Source organism: Moraxella sp. HMSC061H09 (assembly GCF_001809255.1).
Taxonomy (GTDB): Bacteria; Pseudomonadota; Gammaproteobacteria; order Pseudomonadales; family Moraxellaceae; genus Moraxella; species Moraxella catarrhalis.
Window position 1 is genome coordinate 85,999 of record NZ_KV796849.1, and the last position, 20,491, is coordinate 106,489.

Annotated in this window: 16 protein-coding genes and 2 pseudogenes; 10 read left to right on the plus strand and 8 right to left on the minus strand. The window is 42.7% G+C overall.

What is annotated here, in order from left to right; all coding sequences use genetic code 11:
* The first annotated feature begins 152 nt into the window (after positions 1-152).
* The gene (locus HMPREF2573_RS04575) at positions 153-1,655 is read left to right on the plus strand and encodes a mechanosensitive ion channel family protein (protein ID WP_003666087.1); all 1,503 of its coding nucleotides are present in this window, start codon (positions 153-155) and stop codon (positions 1,653-1,655) included.
* Positions 1,656-1,732: 77 nt separating this feature from the next.
* On the opposite strand, the pseudogene HMPREF2573_RS04580 reads toward HMPREF2573_RS04575, so the two are convergent.
* Positions 1,733-2,835: pseudogene (locus tag HMPREF2573_RS04580) on the minus strand (RNA-guided endonuclease InsQ/TnpB family protein).
* A 47-nt stretch (positions 2,836-2,882) separates the two neighbouring features.
* On the opposite strand from HMPREF2573_RS04580, the gene tnpA reads away from it, so the two are divergent.
* Positions 2,883-3,293, plus strand: coding sequence for an IS200/IS605 family transposase (gene tnpA, locus HMPREF2573_RS04585; RefSeq protein ID WP_036335205.1), 411 nt, complete (start codon positions 2,883-2,885; stop codon positions 3,291-3,293).
* Positions 3,294-3,427: 134 nt separating this feature from the next.
* On the opposite strand, the gene HMPREF2573_RS04590 is transcribed toward tnpA, so the two are convergent.
* Positions 3,428-4,690 (minus strand): NRAMP family divalent metal transporter, encoded by a 1,263-nt coding sequence (locus HMPREF2573_RS04590; protein ID WP_003662988.1) that lies wholly within the window; start codon positions 4,688-4,690, stop codon positions 3,428-3,430.
* 294 nt (positions 4,691-4,984) lie between these two features.
* Here HMPREF2573_RS04590 and HMPREF2573_RS04595 point away from each other — a divergent pair, with 294 nt between their 5' ends.
* Complete coding sequence (locus HMPREF2573_RS04595) at positions 4,985-5,962, plus strand: hypothetical protein (RefSeq protein WP_003660599.1); 978 nt, start codon at positions 4,985-4,987, stop codon at positions 5,960-5,962.
* Positions 5,963-6,046: 84 nt separating this feature from the next.
* On the opposite strand, the gene HMPREF2573_RS04600 is transcribed toward HMPREF2573_RS04595, so the two are convergent.
* Positions 6,047-6,718: an alpha/beta hydrolase gene (locus HMPREF2573_RS04600; protein ID WP_003659375.1), complete on the minus strand. Its 672-nt coding sequence runs from the start codon at positions 6,716-6,718 to the stop codon at positions 6,047-6,049.
* A 236-nt stretch (positions 6,719-6,954) separates the two neighbouring features.
* Here HMPREF2573_RS04600 and HMPREF2573_RS04605 point away from each other — a divergent pair, with 236 nt between their 5' ends.
* Positions 6,955-7,848, plus strand: a complete 894-nt coding sequence (locus HMPREF2573_RS04605; protein ID WP_070472717.1) for a KPN_02809 family neutral zinc metallopeptidase — start codon at positions 6,955-6,957, stop codon at positions 7,846-7,848.
* 32 nt (positions 7,849-7,880) lie between these two features.
* Positions 7,881-8,755: pseudogene (locus tag HMPREF2573_RS04610) on the plus strand (ATP-binding protein).
* 43 nt (positions 8,756-8,798) lie between these two features.
* Here the strand turns inward: HMPREF2573_RS04610 and csm6 are convergent.
* Both csm6 and sodA read right to left on the minus strand, forming a co-directional pair.
* Positions 8,799-9,860 carry a CRISPR-associated ring nuclease Csm6 gene (csm6, locus tag HMPREF2573_RS04615; RefSeq protein ID WP_070472720.1) on the minus strand — a complete coding sequence of 354 codons (1,062 nt, stop codon included), beginning with the start codon at positions 9,858-9,860 and terminating at the stop codon, positions 8,799-8,801.
* Positions 9,861-10,270: 410 nt separating this feature from the next.
* Positions 10,271-10,888: a superoxide dismutase [Mn] gene (sodA, locus tag HMPREF2573_RS04620; RefSeq protein ID WP_064604997.1), complete on the minus strand. Its 618-nt coding sequence runs from the start codon at positions 10,886-10,888 to the stop codon at positions 10,271-10,273.
* 391 nt (positions 10,889-11,279) lie between these two features.
* Here sodA and ubiE point away from each other — a divergent pair, with 391 nt between their 5' ends.
* From ubiE to HMPREF2573_RS04640, 4 genes are read left to right on the plus strand one after another with little or no spacing between them, the layout of a single operon-like run.
* Entirely contained in the window at positions 11,280-12,137 is an 858-nt protein-coding gene (gene ubiE / locus HMPREF2573_RS04625; protein ID WP_064606678.1) for a bifunctional demethylmenaquinone methyltransferase/2-methoxy-6-polyprenyl-1,4-benzoquinol methylase UbiE, read from the plus strand.
* Positions 12,134-12,778, plus strand: coding sequence for a ubiquinone biosynthesis accessory factor UbiJ (locus tag HMPREF2573_RS04630; RefSeq protein ID WP_070472725.1), 645 nt, complete (start codon positions 12,134-12,136; stop codon positions 12,776-12,778). Before ubiE ends, HMPREF2573_RS04630 begins: the two co-directional genes overlap by 4 nt.
* Before the next feature lie 20 nt (positions 12,779-12,798).
* Positions 12,799-14,439, plus strand: coding sequence for an AarF/UbiB family protein (locus HMPREF2573_RS04635; protein ID WP_070472728.1), 1,641 nt, complete (start codon positions 12,799-12,801; stop codon positions 14,437-14,439).
* Positions 14,440-14,468: 29 nt separating this feature from the next.
* Positions 14,469-14,975, plus strand: coding sequence for an adenine phosphoribosyltransferase (locus HMPREF2573_RS04640; protein ID WP_064605005.1), 507 nt, complete (start codon positions 14,469-14,471; stop codon positions 14,973-14,975).
* 116 nt (positions 14,976-15,091) lie between these two features.
* On the opposite strand, the gene HMPREF2573_RS04645 is transcribed toward HMPREF2573_RS04640, so the two are convergent.
* Both HMPREF2573_RS04645 and HMPREF2573_RS04650 read right to left on the minus strand, forming a co-directional pair.
* Complete coding sequence (locus HMPREF2573_RS04645) at positions 15,092-15,382, minus strand: YeaC family protein (RefSeq protein WP_064641992.1); 291 nt, start codon at positions 15,380-15,382, stop codon at positions 15,092-15,094.
* A gap of 29 nt (positions 15,383-15,411) precedes the next feature.
* Positions 15,412-16,380: an NAD(+) kinase gene (locus HMPREF2573_RS04650; protein WP_064624191.1), complete on the minus strand. Its 969-nt coding sequence runs from the start codon at positions 16,378-16,380 to the stop codon at positions 15,412-15,414.
* Between the two features lie 359 nt (positions 16,381-16,739).
* On the opposite strand from HMPREF2573_RS04650, the gene HMPREF2573_RS04655 reads away from it, so the two are divergent.
* Positions 16,740-17,459, plus strand: coding sequence for a Bax inhibitor-1/YccA family protein (locus HMPREF2573_RS04655; protein ID WP_064605009.1), 720 nt, complete (start codon positions 16,740-16,742; stop codon positions 17,457-17,459).
* A 100-nt stretch (positions 17,460-17,559) separates the two neighbouring features.
* Here the strand turns inward: HMPREF2573_RS04655 and HMPREF2573_RS04660 are convergent, their stop codons facing one another.
* Positions 17,560-20,181 carry a heavy metal translocating P-type ATPase gene (locus HMPREF2573_RS04660; RefSeq protein ID WP_070472730.1) on the minus strand — a complete coding sequence of 874 codons (2,622 nt, stop codon included), beginning with the start codon at positions 20,179-20,181 and terminating at the stop codon, positions 17,560-17,562.
* Between the last annotated feature and the right edge of the window lie 310 nt (positions 20,182-20,491).

Below are 20,491 nucleotides of genomic sequence, written 5' to 3' on the forward strand. Positions count from 1 at the left end.
ATGAATAAAAAAACCTGTCAATGCGTGGCAGGTTTTTTTAGGTAATGACTGTTTTATTATTTTGATATTTTACTGTCTTTAAAAATGCGTCATTGACTAAACGGTCTTTTTAGATAGATAAACCAAAAATGACGACTTAACATAGCGAATGAATGATGATAAAAAAATCCGTGCTTGTTTTACTTAGTTTTTTGGCATTTGCCAACACATCACCCAGCTATGCCATTGATGAGCTGGTCATTGCCCAATTAACCAACCCATCAGCAGCCACCGATGACAACAAGCCTGCCAACAATGCTGATGATACCCCCATTGCCAGTCAAGCCACGCCGATTGATGATGCCCAAATTTATGATAGGATTTATGGCATTTTTTCTGAAGTGGATGGATTATCATCGGTCAAAGTTACCGTTAATCAAGGTGTTGTCAAATTATCTGGCGAAACCGCTAACGAAAAAAAAGCCACTCAAGCAGTCAAATTAGCCAATCGTATCAGTGGTGTTGTCACGGTAGAAGATGACATCAGTCGTACTTTGGATATCCAAGATAATGTCACGCCTGTTGTGAATGATTTGGTCAATCAATCAAAAGCAGGACTAAAAGCATTGCCTTTATTATTGGTGGCATTATTGGCATTTGCCTTGGTGGCATGGCTTGGCGGCTGGCTGTCTCGCCGTGAAAAACTTTGGCAACGCATTACGCCAAATCCTTTTATTGCAGAACTTTTGGCCCAAACAGTTAAAGTCATTTTTATTGTGCTAGGTTTGATACTAGCCTTGAGCTTGATGGGTGCAGAAGCCATCATCGGTACGCTTCTTGGCGGTGCTGGGGTGCTTGGGATTGCAGTGGGTTTTGCGGTTAAAGATACCATTGAAAACTATATCGCTTCTTTGATGCTGAGCATTCGCCAACCGTTTCGGGCAAAAGACCATGTGGTCATTAACGATGAAGAAGGCATTGTGGTACGATTGACCAGCCGTGCCACCATTTTAATGACCTTAGATGGCAATCATTTACGACTACCAAACTCAGAGGTATTTAAAGCAACCATTTTGAATTATACCAAAAATCCTGAAAGGCGTTTTACCTTTGAGCTGGGTGTGGATGCCAATAACGACCCATTAGCAGCGATTAAAGTGGGGCTAGATGCCATTTATACACTGGATTTTGTCCTAAAAGAACCTAAGGCGGTTGCTGTTATTAATGAGGTGGGCGACTCAAATATTATTCTTGAGTTTAGAGTATGGGTTGACCAAAGTAAAACAGACTTTTCAAAAGCTCGCAGTATCGCCATTCGTGAAACCAAGCATGCTCTTGAAAATCAAGGCTTTAGCTTACCTGAACCAATTTATATGCTAAACTTTGATCAAGCATTAGAAGATGCGGTTATCAATCTTGCAACCCATCTTGTCCCAACCGCCCCATCGCCCAAAACGACGCCTAATATTTCTATCGATGACACCGCCCCAATCGGTGACACCGAACGCCAAAAACAAATTGCCAAGGTGCGTGCCGAAAAAATACTCAATGAAAATTGCATGAATGATATTTTAGATACCGCACCCGATCCAGAAATATGGCACAGAGTTGAGGCTGAAATTCGCAATCGTTCAGGCGAAAAAGATCTATTGAGTAATAATAGCCCACAAGAATAAGCGTTCATTGTTTCAAGTTTATTGGTGTTATTGCTGATCTGATATCAATGATTGGTCATCTTGACTTCCTCCCCTCCCTAAAGTGAGGGGATTCCTGCTACAAGACGGTCAAGCCCGACTACAAGAATATTCCGACTGGCGTTAAATCTGAATCATGCCGTGTGCCACACTTTGCACAAGTCCATTCTCTTATTCGCAAACCTGCTCTACCTTTTGGACTGTTGCTGTCAATTTGACGGCAACACGAGCAAGTTTGGGTAGTGTATTTCTCATTGACGATTTCAAAACGACAACCTGCATGCTTGCATTTGTATTCCAGTTGTCGTTTGAGTTCAAACCATCCTGCATCATAGGTTGATTGTGCCAGTTTGGTTTTCTTGTTCGTGAATGAGCGTGATTTAACGTCACCAACCACGATTAGGGCATTGTCTGACTAATTGGGTGGTGAATTTGTGGATTAAGTCTTGGCGTGTATTTTTGATTTTGGCGTGGATTGCCCGTACATGCTTCTTTTTACCTGCACGCTGAGCAATGGCTAACTCTTTGGCACATTTTAGGGTTTGTTTGATGGTAAGTTTGCCACCTTTTGAAGTGGTCGCACTGTCTTTTAAACCTAAGTCTATGCCAACACTACCCGTACCGCATTGTGTTTTAGGGTATTCTTTGACGGTGATGCAGGCATACCAACGGTTACGGCTGTCTTGTACTATCTCAAGCGTGTTGATTTGATATAGACTTAGGTTGTAGCCATCAAAGACATCTATGATGAGCTTTTGACCCTTAGAGAGCGATAGCTGTAGGTTGATTTAAGTGCTTTTTTGCCTGTTTGTCTTGTGCTTAGATACTTAATAGCAGACTTTTTAAAGGGTATCCAGCCTAGGCTCTTGTGTTTGGCATTGGGTCGGTTGGTTCGCCAGTTGAGTTTGGCTTTTTTAAATTGCTTTCGGCTTTTGGCATGGGTTTCGTTGATGGCCTGAATGGTTTGAGAGTGTAAGCCCAATAACTCACCGCTGCCTTTGGTATATTCGTTTAGGTCGTAAGCACTAAAGAATTTACCAGTCTTTTGTAGGTACTTGTAACCCAAGTCATTGACATAATTCCACACGAAATTGACCGAACCGCTTAGGCGGTTTAGTTGGTTTGTGTGTTTGTCTTTGATGCGTAGCTTGAGTGTTTTCATGGGTTTGAGTATGATTGGATTTTTCTATTTTACAGTTGTCTAATTGTATGTCAAATGATTTAAGATGTGGTAGGCACGTTGTTTACAATCTGCATGTACATTTGGTCTTTGTGGCTAAATATCGTAGAAAAGTGTTTACCAAAGAGATTCTAGACGATATGCAAGGCATTTTTGAGGAAGTCTGCTCAAAGTTTGAAGCTCAATTGGTGGAGTTTGACGGTGAATGCGACCATGTGCATTTATTGGTGGTTTATCCGCCCAGGGTGGCTATTTCAAGTTTAGTTAATAGTTTGAAAGGCGTGTCTAGTCGGCTTATTCGCAAAAAGCAGTATCCATCTATTTCTAAGCAGTTACGGGGTGGTGCGTTGTGGTCGCCTAGCTATTTTGCAGGTAGTTGTGGTGGTGCTCCAATTGAGATTATCCGCCAGTATATCGAACAGCAAAATACGCCACACTAAACAGCGGCCGATGCGTAAGCATAACTATTTAAGTTGCCTTATATCCACCGCCCAAAGTCGCAGGTTTACGGCAACGGAGGATAAAAAAGGGCTGATGGTTTCAGCCCTTTTTGAATTTTTAGTTTATTTGCTTGCTAGCCAAAAACGCCCATGGTATTGGCAACATATAACAAAGCAAATCCAAGCAAAAACATCAAACCGATGATTGACAACGCTTGAATGCCGGATGACAGCTTTTGTTCTGAGCGTACCAAAGAGTAGTTTAGCCACGCAAAAACAGGTGCAGACACAAACGCAGAACTCATGGCAAATTTGAGCATATTACTAAGCTGACCTTCAAAAAAAGCAATGATAATAAACCCACCAAACACCGCCCACGATATCCAAAATATCAACTGACCACGGCTGATTTCATGCTCACCCTTTATCAATCGCCAGCATTCAGCATTGGCACGCCCATAACCGTCACCTGAGGTGAGGGTGGTACTAAACATACACATAAACGCAATAAATGCCACCAACAACCGTGACCATTCACCAATGGTGGCAGTGTACATGTCAATCAATTGCCCAACATAAGCACTGCCAGCGGTTTGAATCTCTTGCCCTGAACCGTACTGAACATACACACCCAATGCCAAAAAAAGCACCGCTAAGATGGTTGATGTGGCGAAACCCACATTAAAATCCAATCGTCCTTGTTCGTGAGTGGTGTGGTCAGTTTGGATTTTTTTAGCCGTCCACATAGAAGTAATCACAGAAAATTCAAGCGGCGCAGGCATCCAGCCGACCACCACCACAATAAAGCTCAAACTTGCCAGATTCCAAGGGCTAGGCTCAACAAAATCCACCGCCATGACGGTGGGTTTGCCTGCTGCGATAAACACCGCTGCAACCGTGGTTATCGCCAACGCCAAAATGATGATTTTGGTTATGCCATCTAACACATTGTAACGCCCAGCAATCAACAACACCCAAGAAATCGCCAGCACAATGACCGACGCTGTTAAAGGCGTTAGACCCAAACTTGGAAACATAAAGGTTAAAATCACCGCTGACATGAGCCCAACCGCCGCCAAAGTGATGATGGAGGAGATGACTGATAAAATAAAATACACCCAAAGATAGACTTTGGATTTTTTGGCATAACCTGCAATCAGACTGTCGCCTGTGTCATACACATAATCGATGCCAAAACGAAAAAAAGGATACTTCAGCACATTGGCCAAAATAATGACAATGGCAAGTTGCCAGCCGAATAATGCCCCCGCTTGTGTTGATGACACCAAATGCGATGCACCAATGGCAGCCGATGCCATCAAAATTCCAGGGCCAAAGGCCTTCCAATTAATCTTACTAATTCTACCAAGATAATGGCTTTTTATTTGAGTGGTCATGAGTGTTCCTGACGATAACTGTGGTTTGATACCATGGTTAAAGATAAATTTTAGTGTTGTAAATAATGAATGATATCTTTGTGGTATTAAATGATTTCATTTATTAATACCATGTTGCTGCACTTTGTACTTTTATTAGCATACTTTACCATCAAATTACTGTATTGACTAATGAATATTATTTCATCAATCTTGAAAAAATTTTAGTGTGTATCTGTCCTTAATACCTGCCAAGCGCTTGAGATTTTTTAACCAATCCCCATGTAGATAAGCAGTTATTTATGAGTAGTAATTATGAGCAATCAGACCATTCGTTATAATTATACGCACGAAACCTCCCCCACCAAAGTTGATTTACCCCATGATGAAAATGCCAGCCATGGCGACCATTGGGCAATTTTGACCAATGACATTACCCAAGATGTGCCAAATTGGTTACAGGCAATGTTAGATAAAGCAACCTTACCCAAAGGACTTTGCCCACAAAATAGTACCAATAATGCCAAACTACTTTTGGGTATGAATGAGCCTTGTCATATCAAACAAATCTTAACCATCAAAAACGGTTCTCCCCAAGCTTTTATTAATGCTTTTCCTGCGGTTAATAGCCCCTATGGTTTAACTTGCCAAATTGAGCGTATCATTCGCTGTGATACCACATCAGATGCCATTTTGTGCCTAAAAACGCCTGATGGTGCGGTCATTTATGCATTTGACCAACTGTATGCCGTCAATCGCACAGAGTATCGTACACCCAAAAAATACTTTGTTAATTTTAGTGCATTGGCGTATCATATCAAGCCAAGCAACCAAGAAGAAACAATTGTCATTGAGGACCAAGAAGCCATTCGCCACCACCGCGCTTTTAATGATATTGTCGCAAAAAATGGCGGTCAAATCCCTGATGATATTGATGAAAAAATCCGTCAATGGCAACCAACAGACCATGAATCTGGTAAGCCGTTTGCACCTGTTGAGATTAATTTGGGGCATATGTGTGCTTATTTATACGGTGAAACCTTTGGTCAAGAAGATGAAGCTTGGTGTCAAGGGCAGGTTTTGGGCAAATCAAGCACAGAATTTTTTGGCAAACCGATGACTTTATTTGATGTGGTTATTTTGCGTGAACCTGATGCCGACCCGTTTGTGGTGCGTATTGCAGCTGTCAGCACTGAGCAAACAGACGCCATTCAGGTGCATGATTATATTCAAGCGAATATTTGGCTACAAGCCGCCATCTATGAAGTCAATCAAAAACCGCATCAAAAGTAGCCATTCACTTAAAATCACCCATAGCAATACCTATATTGCATAAGTATTGTTATGGATTTTTATCATCTGCTCGGTTAAATCGTATCAGCTTTTAATTAAGGCATTTAGCCAATCGCCAATACTTGTTATTTGTGGCAAACAGACCTGATGGGCCATGGGATAAGTGGTATAAATGGGAGTTAAGCCAAGTGATTTTAAGTGGTGCATCGCCTGTATGCCCAAAGTTTTGGGGACAATGTCATCAAATTCCCCATGGTCAATCTTAACAGCAATATGATGATTTACTGCGATTGATTGGATGTGTTCAAATGTGGCAAAATAAGTTGACAGTGCCAAAAGTCCGCCCAGCTTGCGTGAATTGGTTAAAACATTATGATACGCCACCGCACCCCCTTGTGAAAACCCTGCAATAATAATATTTTGGCTATCAATGCCTTTGGCAATCTCATCATCAATCAACTCATCAATCATCGCACTTGAAGATATGATTTGAGCCACATCGACTTTACGATTTAAACTCATCTCCAAAATGTCATACCAAGCAGGCATGACATAGCCGTTATTAATGGTGACAGGGATTTTTGGGGCATGGGGAAAAATAAAACGAACAGCAGTATCTTTTGCCAAACCAAGATTAGGCACAATCGGTTCAAAATCATGGCCACTGGCACCAAGCCCGTGCAACCATATCACCGTATGCGTGATGGGCTGAGCAGATGGATTATGTTCAACCACTACCGAAGTTAATTTTGACATATATCAGTTCCATATTGCATAAACTAAGTTGGTTCATCATACGATGATTACCAATAAATTGCAATCAAATCAAAGATGCCAAACGCTCATATTGATGCTAAATTCTTAGGTGATAAATTGATGATTTTGCCAGATGGTGATATGATATGGGCATAACCCATCAAGCGTAGTGAGCCATCGATGAGATGGCTTAGAGGCGTGTTAGGTTAATTAATATCAATGATTTGGGATAACTTATGCAGTGGCGTGGACGAAGACAAAGCAACAATATCGAAGACAGACGCAGCGGCGGCGTCAAAAAAGTCGGCGGCGTGAGTATTTTTGGCTTAATCATCGCCATCATCTTATGGCAGGTATTTGGTATCAGCCCAGAGACCACTTTGGGTGTTGCTCAACAAATTCAAGGACAAGCAACCACGGCCCCCACTCATGAAACCGCTGATATGGCAGAGTCCAAAGCATTTGTTGCCACAATTTTGGCAGATACTGAAGATGTTTGGACGCCAATTTTTGCCCAATCAGGACACCACTATCAGCCACCAAGTTTGGTTTTGTTTAGCGGTGCTGTCCAATCTGCCTGCGGGTCAGCCACTTCAGCCAGTGGTCCATTTTATTGCCCTGCTGACCAAAAAGTATATCTAGATACACAGTTTTTTCGTGATATGCGTACACAAATGGGCATTACAGGCGAAAAAAACCATACCGAACTGACACGCCAAGACCAAGCCGCTGATTTTGCTCAAGCGTATGTCATCGCCCACGAGGTTGGTCATCATGTCCAAACCTTGCTTGGTATTTCTCAACAAGTACACCAAGCCCAAATAAAAGCCAATCAAACGGTAGCCAATAATTTATCTATACGCTTAGAATTACAAGCGGATTGCTTTGCAGGTTTATGGGCACGCCACAATCATGAGCGTACACAATTTTTACAACAAGGTGATATTGAAGAGGCTTTAGATGCTGCCGAAAAAATCGGTGATGATTACCTACAACATAAAGCCCATGGCCATGCCGTCCCAGATAGCTTCACTCATGGAACCAGTGCCCAGCGTAAAAACTGGTTTTATAAAGGCTTTGAAACAGGTGATGTGCATCAATGTGATACCTTTTCTGCAGACCAAATTTAATCTTTCATCTGACATTATCCGACGGAATTTATATGCACCTGCCTGATCATCTGATCCAGCTACTCACTCAATATCTGACCGAACACACCCACCAACCCATCATCATCGACCCTGCGGTTTTGGCTTATCGGTGGGTTGGCGGTACATCAGGCAATCTTGAGCCGATTGAGATCAGCTTTGGCCGTAGTTTGGCGGATTTGCTTGGCATTGATACCCAAAAAACTAAACTCATCAACAATACCAAGCAGTTTTTGGCTCACCTGCCTGCCAATCATTACTGATGACAGGTACACGAGGTGCAGGCAAATCATCACTGGTGCGGGCATTGCTTCAGGCTTATCATTCCCAAGGACTGCGTGTGATTGAGGTTGCCAGAGATGATTTAAAACATCTTGGTAAAATTCGTCATGCCATCAAAGAGTCGGTCAATCAAGGCAATACCAATCGCTATCTTGTTTATTGTGATGATTTGGCGTTCAATGCTCAAGATGAGAATTACCGCATCCTAAAGTCAATCTTAGATGGCTCACTTGATAGCGAGCATAGTCAGCTACTTGTCTATGCTACCAGTAACCGCCGCCATCTATTGCCACAGATGATGAAAGATAATATCAGTATTTATAATGGTCAAACTGATGAAGTGAATCCTTATGAAACCATTGATGAGACAGTATCTTTATCCGACCGCTTTGGGTTATGGCTATCATTTCAGCCAATGAACCAACCGTTATACTTACAAATTGTTGAGCATGAACTGACAAAGGCCAATATCGTCTTTGATGATTTTGCCCAATCTCAAGCCTTACAATGGGCGAGCAGTCGTGGCGGTCGTTCTGGTCGCATCGCATATCAGTTTGCTCAACATTGGATTGGTCAAACTCGCCTAGCCCAAGGTGTTAGCGGTTGATATATCAACTTAATATTTTATGGCTTTGATACTAATTACGATACTAATTACCGATAATATTTCTAAAGGTTAAATTCACTCGGCTGCCTAGTATCTTTTTTTGCTTAGGAATGCTGTGCTGCCAAAAATGCTGCAACTGACCTGCCATCACCAAAATACTCCCATGATGTAAAAGTAGTTCAAGCTTAAGCGTATGATTGTCGCATAAACGCAGTAAAAACCGCCGAGACTCACCAAAATTTACCGAAGCAATCAAGGGGTTGTTACCCAATTCTTTTTCGTCGTCCTTATGCCAGTTGATATAATCTTCACCTGAGCGATACCAGTTCATCAATACACTGTTAAATCGTCTTTTGCATATTTTTCCAAGCTCATCATTGAGCATGAGCAATCGGTCTGTCCATGGATTTGGGTTTAGGGTGATGCCAGAATAAGTATAAGGGCAATCATTATCGCCATACCATGCTGAGATGCGTGGTAGCTTGTGTACTTTACCATACATTTTGATGGTGTCTTGTTGCCAATGAATGTGACGAAACTGCACCATATTCAAATCAGTATGATGCCAGTTGTGTGTGCGGTGATTGATGGGCTTACCACCGATTTGACTTTCTAAGAAATAATCCAAATATGCATCCGCTGTCTGCTCATCAAAATAATGCGGGGCGTAATATAGCCGACCATAAGGAACAATAATAACAATGCCTTTGCCATCTTCATGGCGATGAGCATCAAACGGTGTATCCATAAATCTCCCCTGACAAATCAAGTCCGCTGCCAGCTCATTATCCTTTGGGGTTTTTAAATCCTTTAAGATATTTCCATCACGGTCTTTGATGACATGCAAATAATCATCACTGTCATCAAAAGTCATATTGGCAAGCTGCGGATATTCTTCTTGGAATTGAGCAAATTTAGAGCCTTGTTTTTCACTAAACAAACGGGAGCGAATTTGGTTTAGACCATCATCGGTACTTAATACATGAACTTCATCAGGAATAAAGCGTTCTTGATGAGATAACTCAGGGTCACATGCCAATGCCCATATCGTTTCGGTGATAATTTGCGGCGTCATCCCTGTCACCAAAAATAAAATCTTTGTCATCACAATTCCTTAATATTATTAAACTGATTTTAAAAGATAAGACGCATAAACACAATTATTTTTTAAAATGATTTACATTCATCCAAAACCTTGTTTGCCCATCACAATAATCGCAGGCAATCTTGGTCTCAATGAGCGTTATCATGTCAAAGTCAGTTACGATGATTTATGTATTAGATGATAGATCTTTTTTGACCAAAATACTCATTTTATAAGCTTATCAAAACGGCTTATTTGGTTTAATATCCGCCTGATATGTCATCATAAGATAAGTTTGATGCGTAAGTTATCTGATGATTCTGTGGGCAATAAAATAAGCCATAACAGTCAGTTACGGCTTATTTTATTGAGCGGTTTGGGATTATCTGCCCCAAACCATCACTCAGCTGATTTTTGATGAATGGGTTGTTTTAGTTTGCCGAGTCAAAACGCTTTTGTGCTTCGTCCCAGTTAACCACTTCCCAAAAAGCTTTGATATAATCTGGGCGTTTATTTTGGTATTTTAGATAATAAGCATGTTCCCACACATCCAAACCAATGATAGGATATCCCTTGCAGCCTGCGACCGCTTCACCCATCAATGGGCTATCTTGGTTGGCGGTAGAGACAACTTTTAGCGAACCTTCATCAAGCACTAACCACGCCCAACCTGAACCAAAACGGCTGGCAGCGGCTTTTTCAAACTGCTCTTGGAATGCTTCAACAGAACCAAAATCTCTCACGATGGCATCTTTTAACGATCCGCCTAAAGTCGTGCCTGTTTTTAAAATGGTCCAAAATAGGCTATGGTTAGCATGACCACCAGCATTATTTCTGACGCCTGTTCTTTTGTCTGCTGGGATTTCATCCAAATTTGCGATAACCTCTTCAGCAGATTTATCCGCCCACTGAGTACCTTCAAGCAGACCATTGGCGTTATTAACATAAGCTTGATGGTGGCGTGAATGGTGAATTTCCATCGTTTCTTTGTCAAAATGTGGCTCTAGTGCATCGTAGCTGTAGCCCAACTCTGGTAGAGTGAATGCCATTGCAATTTTCCTTCTTTTGTGGGTTATAAGTCTCAATATAACTAAATATGATAGGACAAATCATAAAATCATCGTCCAACATCACTATAAAGCCATCATGGGATAAATTCAAGCAAATTTACAAATTTCACACTCAATCACACCCAAAAAAAATCAATTAATCCATTGCTAATTTTTATCAGTCAAGAATTAATTGGCAGGCGGTGGTGACTATATGGGGCATTTTTATTATTAATTTTTGTCATTAAATATGAGCAAAAATACCAAAATGCCCAAAAATGGTGTATTATTAAGCATACTGTTTTATCATTGTATTAAGACATATAAACTTTAACCAACCAAATCACCCAAGTGAGTTTCAACTCACCTTAACAATAACTTGAGCAGACGCATGACAACCAATCACCAAAATGACCAATTCACCAATCCAAATATCCTACCCACTGGTACTCCCCAAGGTCAAAGTGAACAACAACGCCCCCAAGGTGAAAAGCCAGCCGATGACGAGACGACCCATTTTGGCTATCAAACAGTGCATAAATCTGAAAAACAAGCCAAAGTTGCCGAAGTATTTACCTCTGTTGCACGCAAATATGATGTGATGAACGACTTGATGAGCTTTGGTATTCATCGCCTATGGAAACGGTACGCCATCAGCTTGACAGGTGTACGCAGCGGGCAAAAGGTTCTTGATATTGCAGGCGGTACAGGTGATTTGGCAAAGGTGTTTAGCCGTGAGGTCGGTCGCTCTGGGCGTGTGGTGTTGTCTGATATCAATGAAGCGATGCTTGAGGTCGGTCGCACTCGTCTGATTAATGCAGGCTGTCATAATGTTGACTTTGTGCTTGCCAATGCCGAGACGCTTGAGCCTTTTGAGGATAATAGCTTTGATTTGGTAACCATCAGTTTTGGGCTAAGAAATGTTACCGATAAAGATAAAGCACTCTCTGCCATGCACCGTGTTTTAAAACCAGGTGGTCGCCTGCTGGTGCTTGAATTTTCAAAACCTGTATTTGAGCCTTTGTCAAAGGCTTATGATTTATACTCATTTACCGCCCTGCCCATCATGGGTAAGATTGTGGCAGGTGATGCCGAAAGCTATCAGTATTTAGCCGAATCAATCCGTATGCACCCAGACCAACAAACACTCAAGCAGATGATGCAAAATGCTGGCTTTGTTAATTGTGATTATCACAATTTAACAGGCGGTATTGTTGCGGTTCATCGTGGATTTAAGGCACACTCATGATGATTGGGGTGCTGTCGCTTGCTGTGGGTGAAAAGCTGGTCAATACCGCCATCGGCCTAGACCCATTGATACAGTCTGAATTAAAAAACTTATCAGGTAAGACGCTGCGTGTGATGATGCGGTCACCAAATCTATCCGTTGATGTACTATTTGGTGATGAGCGTGTGCGTCTTGAGCCTGCTTTTGAGCCGATTTTTGAGCCACAAGGCGGTGTTTATCCCAATCCGCCTGAGTGTACTTTAACGGTTGATAACCCCAAGCATCTATTAGCACTCCTTCAAAATCCAACAGGCAATTTGCCAATTCAAGGCGACCATCAGATTTTAATGCGTGCCAAATACATGCTTGAGCAATGTCATCCTGACATTTGGTCTTGGCTAGAGCGGTTGATTGGGCAAGATGCGGTTAGTCAGTTGTATTTTGTTGGTCAAGAGATTTCCCCTTTAGCAGCCCCCATCATCAGTCACATTAAGCAAGCTTTGGCAAGCTTTGTATCACACCAGGCATCTTCCAATGAAAGTAGCTTTATCGATCAGACGCTTCAGGATAAAAAACAAACCCTGCTTCGCCTACAAAGTGAGATTGAACGCAGTCAAGCCAAATTAGCAGAAATCCAAAATACTCTTAAGCAAAATAACTAAAACCTAAGCCGACCACCGATATGCTTATCACTCATCGCAAACGCTTGTTGTCATTATACCGCATCGCAGCCAAATATCGCTTGGATACACATTTTGCTGATGTACCAGAATTTGCACCCATTGCTCGCCTACTTCGTGCACATCCTGCAAGCTTCGGTCGCTCACATCAGCCTTTGGGCGTCAAGCTTGCACTTGAAGAAATGGGGACGCTATTTTTAAAGTTGGGTCAATTATTATCCACTCGTTCTGATTTATTACCGCCACAAATTATCGCACAATTATCTTTATTACAAGATAAGGTTGCCCCATTTGATGCCAAAATAGCCATTGCTACCATTGAACATGCCAAGTACGGCTTAGGTCAGCCGATTGGGGATATCTTTGCTCGCTTTGATGAGATGCCTTTGGCCGCTGCCAGTGTCGCACAAGTACATACCGCCGCCTTGCATGATGGTCGTGAAGTGGTTGTTAAGGTTGTCCGCCCCAATATCAAACAAGGCATCATCTCAGACTTTGAGCTATTACGGCAAATGGCAGCTTGGGCATCTGCACGCCTTGAAGCGGCTCGTGCCATTCATCTGATTGATGTGGTTGAAGATTATCGCCAAATTATGCTCAATGAGCTGGATTTGACGCTTGAGGCCGCCAACAGCACCAAAATGCGTCATAATTTTACAGGCTCTCGGCTGATTTATGTGCCTGAGGTGTATATGAGTGCCAAACAAGTTATGGTATCTGAACGCATCTTTGGCGTACCCATCTCCCAAACTGACTTATTTGATGCCCTTGGTTATGACCGTGCTGCACTGGCCAAAAAAGGCTTGACCATCTTTTTTACCCAAGTATTTCGTGATAACTTTTTTCATGCCGATATGCACCCAGGCAATATTTTTGTTGAAACCATGCCTGATGGGCGTGCTGTTGCCGAACCACGCTATATCGGGCTTGATTGTGCCATTATGGGCGAGCTGTCCAAAGAAGACCAGCTGATTGTTGCCCGAATGCTGTTGTCAGTTATGAATGCCAATTACACCGCACTGGTGGATATCATTTGGCAAGCAGGCTGGATACCACCGTCAGCGGATAAATATGCACTGATGCGTGATATGAGCCGTACCGTTTCGCCAATGGTACTAAAGCCGATTCATGAAATTGATTTTGCAGGCGTGCTATTTGAAATTTTATCCATTGCTCGCCGTCATCGTATGAGTATTCCACCGCAGCTTATGTTACTGCTTAAGACGCTGGTTCATGTGGAGGGGCTGGGTCGTGAGCTGTATCCTGAGCTGGATATTTGGTCACTTGCCAAACCAATTTTAACCGCTTGGGTCAAATCTCAATTAGATCCCATCAAAAATATGCAAGAGCTACAAGCTCGCCTGCCTGAGGTGCTGCTGTCTACCACAGACCTACCCAAGCTGCTTAACCAAAGCCTACAAAGCCTAGCCACTTTGGGCGCTCATCAAGATGCCCTATTACATGAGATACAATCGCTCCGAGCCGATGGACTCAATGAGCGTCGCCATGACTGGATTGCTTTGGCTGGGTTTGTGCTTATGCTGGGGATGGCGTGGTGGTCAGCATTGGCAATTCATTTATATCTAGCCCCGATATTTTTTATACTGGCGATTGGGGTTATTCTATGGCGAGTGCTGTTGTAACCGACTGATATGACTATGAAAGGAAATGTATGAGCCAAAATCTTTGGACACATATTCGTACTGTAACAGATTTTCCAAAGGCAGGTATTGAGTTTTATGATATCAGCCCACTACTCAATCGACACCTAAATCAGCTGATTGACGCATTGATTCATGCGTTGCCAAGTGACATACTGGCGGCAACGGATGCCTTTGTTGCGGTTGAGTCTCGGGGATTTGTGCTTGCCAGCCTTTTGGCCGCTCGCCTTGATAAAGGTTTGATTCTTATCAGAAAAACAGGCAAACTCCCACCCCCTGTCCACCGTGAAAGCTATGGTTTGGAATATGGCAGTGATACGCTTGAGATCAGCTGCGACCTTGACCCTGCCAATGTCTTATTGGTCGATGATGTGCTTGCCACAGGTGGCACTTTGGTGGCTGCCGATAAGCTTTGTAAGACAGCTGGCTTAACCGCCCTTGGGTCGTTGGTATTGCTAGATTTGACTGAGCTGCATGGTGATTTGGGATTGAAATATTGGTGCGTCTTAAGTAAATAATTGTTAATCAATAAACTATGGATTAACAGTATCATACCAATAAACATCACCCATATCAGCATAGGCAATGTTGATTGGTTAATCGCTGTCTTAAAGAGCCTTTTTAAGGCAATATCCTAACTCTTAAACTTCACCACATGCTCAGCATTGGGATAATGGTGGTCATGCTCAATGTCACATGCCTCACCGATAACCGTTCCATCTTCTTTGATGGGCCTGTGAATGTAGCCTGTGCGTTCTGTGATGGGTAAATGCTCATGTTCCCAGACCATAACCGCCTGCATGCAGGTTTGACGCTGTGTATCGGTCAGCTTTTCACCATTCTCCCAGCGACCAATCTCAATGGCGGTACGAAATTTATCAACAATTTCAGGGGTTAGACTGTTTAGAATTTCTTGTTTATTCATGGGTTATTTTCCAATTAATGAAAGGAGAATTAATCCAGTGAAAACTCTTCACTGTATAAATTCCAATGTAATTTTGTACGGCACGCTTCATAAAAGCTATAGCTGTTTGGGTGCAGTAATAAAAGCGTCTTATCATGTTTGGCGATGATGAGCGTTTGGTCATTTTCCAAAGGCACAGAAGTCTTACCATCTGCACCAACCATGGGCTGTGTGCGGTTATCTTTATGAATATTAATCATAATTTGGCTGCTGCCAGCAACAACAAGCGGACGGTCAGATAGCGTGTGTGGATGCATGGGTACCAAACAAATGGCGTCTAATGTTGGGTGAATAATCGGCCCACCTGCTGACAGTGCGTAGGCGGTTGAGCCTGTGGGTGTTGCGACAATCAGACCATCTGCATGCTGCCGATAGACATCTTTATTATTAATTTTTAGTTTAAAATCAATGGTGTGAACTGACTTGCCTGCGTGTAAGACAATATCATTTAACGCAATATCTTCATGTAAAACTTGTGTCAATGCATTGTCATTGGTCGTATTTTGGATAATTTGAAGTTTTAATAAAAATCGCTCAACCAGCCAATATTGCCCATCAAGCACCTGTCCGACTTTTTCGGTCAGCTCATCTGGATTAATATCCGCCAAAAACCCTAATCGCCCCCGATTGATACCAAGTACTGGCACGCCAGTACCTGCCATCACAGACGCCGCCTGAAGCATTGAGCCATCACCGCCCACCACGATGACCAAATCGCACTGCTCACCCATCGTGTGGCGTGGTGTGATTATGATGCTGTCATCTGCATGCTCACCATCAATCAAAATACCATCAATGGCCGCTGTCTGTGCGTCAATGACAATCGATAAATGACGCATCTTCAGCAGTCTAATGAGTTCGTTTAGCGTTTCTACAATACTGGCTTTGCCTGCACGCCCCATCACACCAATACGATGAAATGGTGGGCGTTTTGGGTGATTGTTGGTAAAATTTGACATGGCTTGGCTTAATCATAAATAATGCGTATCATACCAAAAAAACGCCCATCAACACAACAAACACGCCAAGCCTTGCAATGATTAATACAAAATTATGAATACAAAAAGATGCATATGGTTAACTTGACTTAACTTGACAAAGCTACTTGGTTTTCGGATAATCAAGGCAAAGATTTTTATATCATCTGATTAATGCTCTGTCAAAATAGTTGTAATACCGTTTTGATACTGATTTGTGACCAAACACGGATATTTGTTATCATCGTTCCTGTGTTTTTTAATTAATTGGTTTAATTAATTGGTTTATTCATTGTCATTAATGTTAAGATTGACAAATTTTTATTGAACAAGGATATACTATGGCAAACCCTATCATCAGCCGTACAACACTTGCCACCAGTGCCGTTGCCATGAGTGTGCGTGGTGTTGTCAGTAAAACCGCTTTTTTACTTAGCTTAGCTGCCGTTTCAGGATTTGGTGTATTTTTTTATGCCTTATCCATCAATGTCTCATCATCGCTATTATATGCCATGGCATTAGTTTCGGTATTTGCTGGCATGGGCGTAGGCTTAGCCAGTGCCATGAAGCCGCATCTTGCCAAATCGCTTGCCATTCCTTATGCACTGATTGAAGGGGTGCTATTGGGTACATTTAGCCTAATCATGTACCGATACTACCCATCCGTACCATTATCTGCATTATCAGCAACTTTTATCACCGCTGCTGTCATGTTGACGCTGTATGCCACGGGCATTATCAAAGTTACCGAAAAATTGCGTGCCATTGTAACCTCGGCAGTGATTGCCATTGGTATTTTGTATTTGGTGCAGTTGGGTTTTCACCTATTTGGTTCTAGCCTGCCTTTATTATTTGATGGGGGCATGGTTGCCATCGGCTTTAGTATTTTTGTGATTTTGATTGCATCGTTTAGTTTGTTGCTTGATTTTGACAATGTTGAAAAAGGCGTGGCGTTTGGCGTGGCACAAGACTATGAATGGGTGTATGGCATCGGTATTTTATCCACATTGGTTTGGATGTATATCGAATTTTTACGCCTTATTGGCTATTTGCAAGAATAAGTTGCAAGAATAAGCCATCAGCATTAAAACCAACTTAATTTTAATTAAAAACCACCAAAATACGCTGATATTTTGGTGGTTTTTTAGGTTGATGAAAAATTTACTTAGCTTTTTTAATACGCATGGCGTTTGAGACCACCACCAGACTAGATAACGACATGCCAATCGCCGCAAGCCAAGGCGGTACATAGCCAAACGCTGCAGGCAATAGCACCAACGCATTATAAACCAATGCCCATTTGAGATTTTGGCGGATAATGGCTTGGGTTTTGATTGAAAGATGAATAGCTCTGGGTATCGAGCACAGCCGACCACCCAAAAGAACACTGTCACTTGATACTTGGGCTAGGTCTGCTGCACCTGCAATGGCGGTTGAAACATTGGCAGCCGCCAAAACAGGCGCATCATTAATCCCATCACCAACCATCAAAACAATGTGATTATCTTGTTGTAATTGCTTGATGTATGACACTTTATCCTCTGGTGTTAGCCCATAATATGCCTGATCAATACCAAGCGTTTTGGCAACTTTTAGGGCATTGGGGTTGGGGTCGCCTGTCAGCATAAGCGGTATCATGCCTGATGATTTGATTTGCTCAATCATCTGATGGGCATCTGTACGAATCGGGTCATTAAAATAAAACCGTGCAATCAGTCGCCAACTGCCATCTTGCCAAGCCGATAACAGTACTGACATATTGGCTTGATAGTCCTCCAGATTTTCTTGATAGCGTCCATAGTCAAAGTCAGGGCGACCGCTTGCTTGGTCGGTAACAAAACTGGCATGACCAATACGATAACGCACGCCCTGAGATACCGCTTCTACACCGCCTGCGATATGATGGCTCATCTCTTGAACAGCAGGCAAATGTAGCCCATGTGCCGCTGTCAAAATCGCCTTGGCAACAGGATGGCGGCTGCCAATCTCTAACGCTGCCGCCAGTGCCAAAATGTCATCGTTTGGGTAATCGCTCACCACCGCTAAAAGATTTGCCTGCCCGAGGGTTAATGTCCCTGTTTTATCAAATGCCACATGGCTAACCTTGGCCAAAGTTTGTACCGTATGACCACGGGTTGGCAAAAACCCAAAGCCTGCCAAGCGATTGGTTGCCACGGTCAGTGCAATTGGGGTAGCAAGCGATAACGCACAAGGACAAGTTGCCACCAAAACCGCCACCGTCGCCCACAGTGCTTGGGTCTTATCAATAAAATACCAAACCACAAACACCAAAAGCGACAATAAAAGCACGCGTGCCACAAACCAACGCGCCATTTTATCGGCATCTTGAGCAATTTGGGGTTTTTCGCTCATCGCACGATTCATCAGACGGTCAATGAGTGCAATTTGGCTGTTATCCACATCATCGGTTACCAGCATCAATAGCGGCTGGCTATCATTTTGAGAACCGCCAGCCAATCTTTCGCCACAAGTTTTGACGATTAAATCGCTCTCGCCTGTCAATAGGCTTTGGGAGACGGTTGCCGTTTTGGATAATAAGACGCCATCTGCCACAATCTGACACCCTGATTCAATCCAAATGACATCACCGACTTTGACACTTTGGGCCAAAATTTTGGCATTATCATCTTGACCAATTTGGCTGATGCGTTTATCCATATCACCTTTGGTAGCCAGCCAAGTATCAATGGCGGTTTGTGCTTGGTCGGTGGCAAGTGCTTGAACCAAATCAGACGCTTCATCAAGTTTGGTGACCAATATCGGCTCAATCACCACCAAATCTGATGCCATATTTGATGCTTTTAGGCGAGCATTGTGTTCAATATATCGCCCTGCCAATAAAAAAAAGATGAACATGGAGACTGAGTCAAAATAAGTCTCGCCTGCACCGATGATGGTGGCGTATAAACTGGCAAAAAAGGTCAAGATTAAGGCAATCGATACAGGCACATCCATATTAATTTGTCGTGCGCGTAGTGCGTGATAAGCCGACATAAAAAATGGCACACCTGAATAAAAAAAGACAGGGATGCTAACAAACAGCGAAACATAACGCAAAAAATCACGATGCTCAACCAAAATACCGCTGTACGCACCAAAATACATACCAATTGAAAACATCATCGCCTGCATCGCACCCAAAGCTGCAATGCCTAGCCGTATGAGCATTTGTTGATTTTGTCGTTTAAGCATCGCTTCATGCGTATCTTGGCGATAAGGCTTGGCGTCATAACCAACTGAATGAACCGTTTTTAAAATCTCACCAATAGATAAAACGCCATCATCCCAATTCACCCGCATACGCTGCTGTGTTAGATTCACCTGACACGCTCTCACCCCATCAAGCGACCTAAGGCGAGTTTCAATCAGCCAAGTACACCCTGAGCATTTAAGATTGGTAACCGAAAGCTCAGCGGTGCTGCCACCATTTTCAGCATACACAAACTGCTCTTTGATATCTGCATGATTATAAGCATCAAAATTTATCGCCTCAGGCAAGCTTGCCGTTGGGCTAATCTCACGGCGGTCAAGATAATACTGCGACAGCCCCGCCTCAACAATGCTTTGGGCGGCCAGCTGACACCCCAAACAGCACATGGGGCGTGGCTTATCAAATATGGTCGTAAAAAACGGCTCTTTGGGCAACACTTCCCCACAATGAAAACAACAGCCTGCAGGCGGTAGGATTAAACTGTACTCACCCAGCTCATCATCGCCAAAAGTGGCTAAGTCTGGGTTTGGCTTGTGATCAGATTGGTTCATGGTTTGGTATCACTTGATGACATGGTATGATAATGGGTTGTTCGATGATTGGTGCGGCATTTTGCTTTTTTACGCTTGTTTGCTCTTTTGCTTTTTTTGGGTTACATCGAATGATTAACGATTAAATTTAATCAATTCACTCATGACGATTGGATGAATGATTTATTTATGTTTGCTTGGGCAGGATTTGGCATGACTGATATTATCAATCGGTATCAAGCAAACACGCCCTTTGATCGTGTTGATCGTGTCATATTCAGATTATACCATAAGTTTATGCGTACGCTAAAATGGCTTTGTTGGCGGTTTT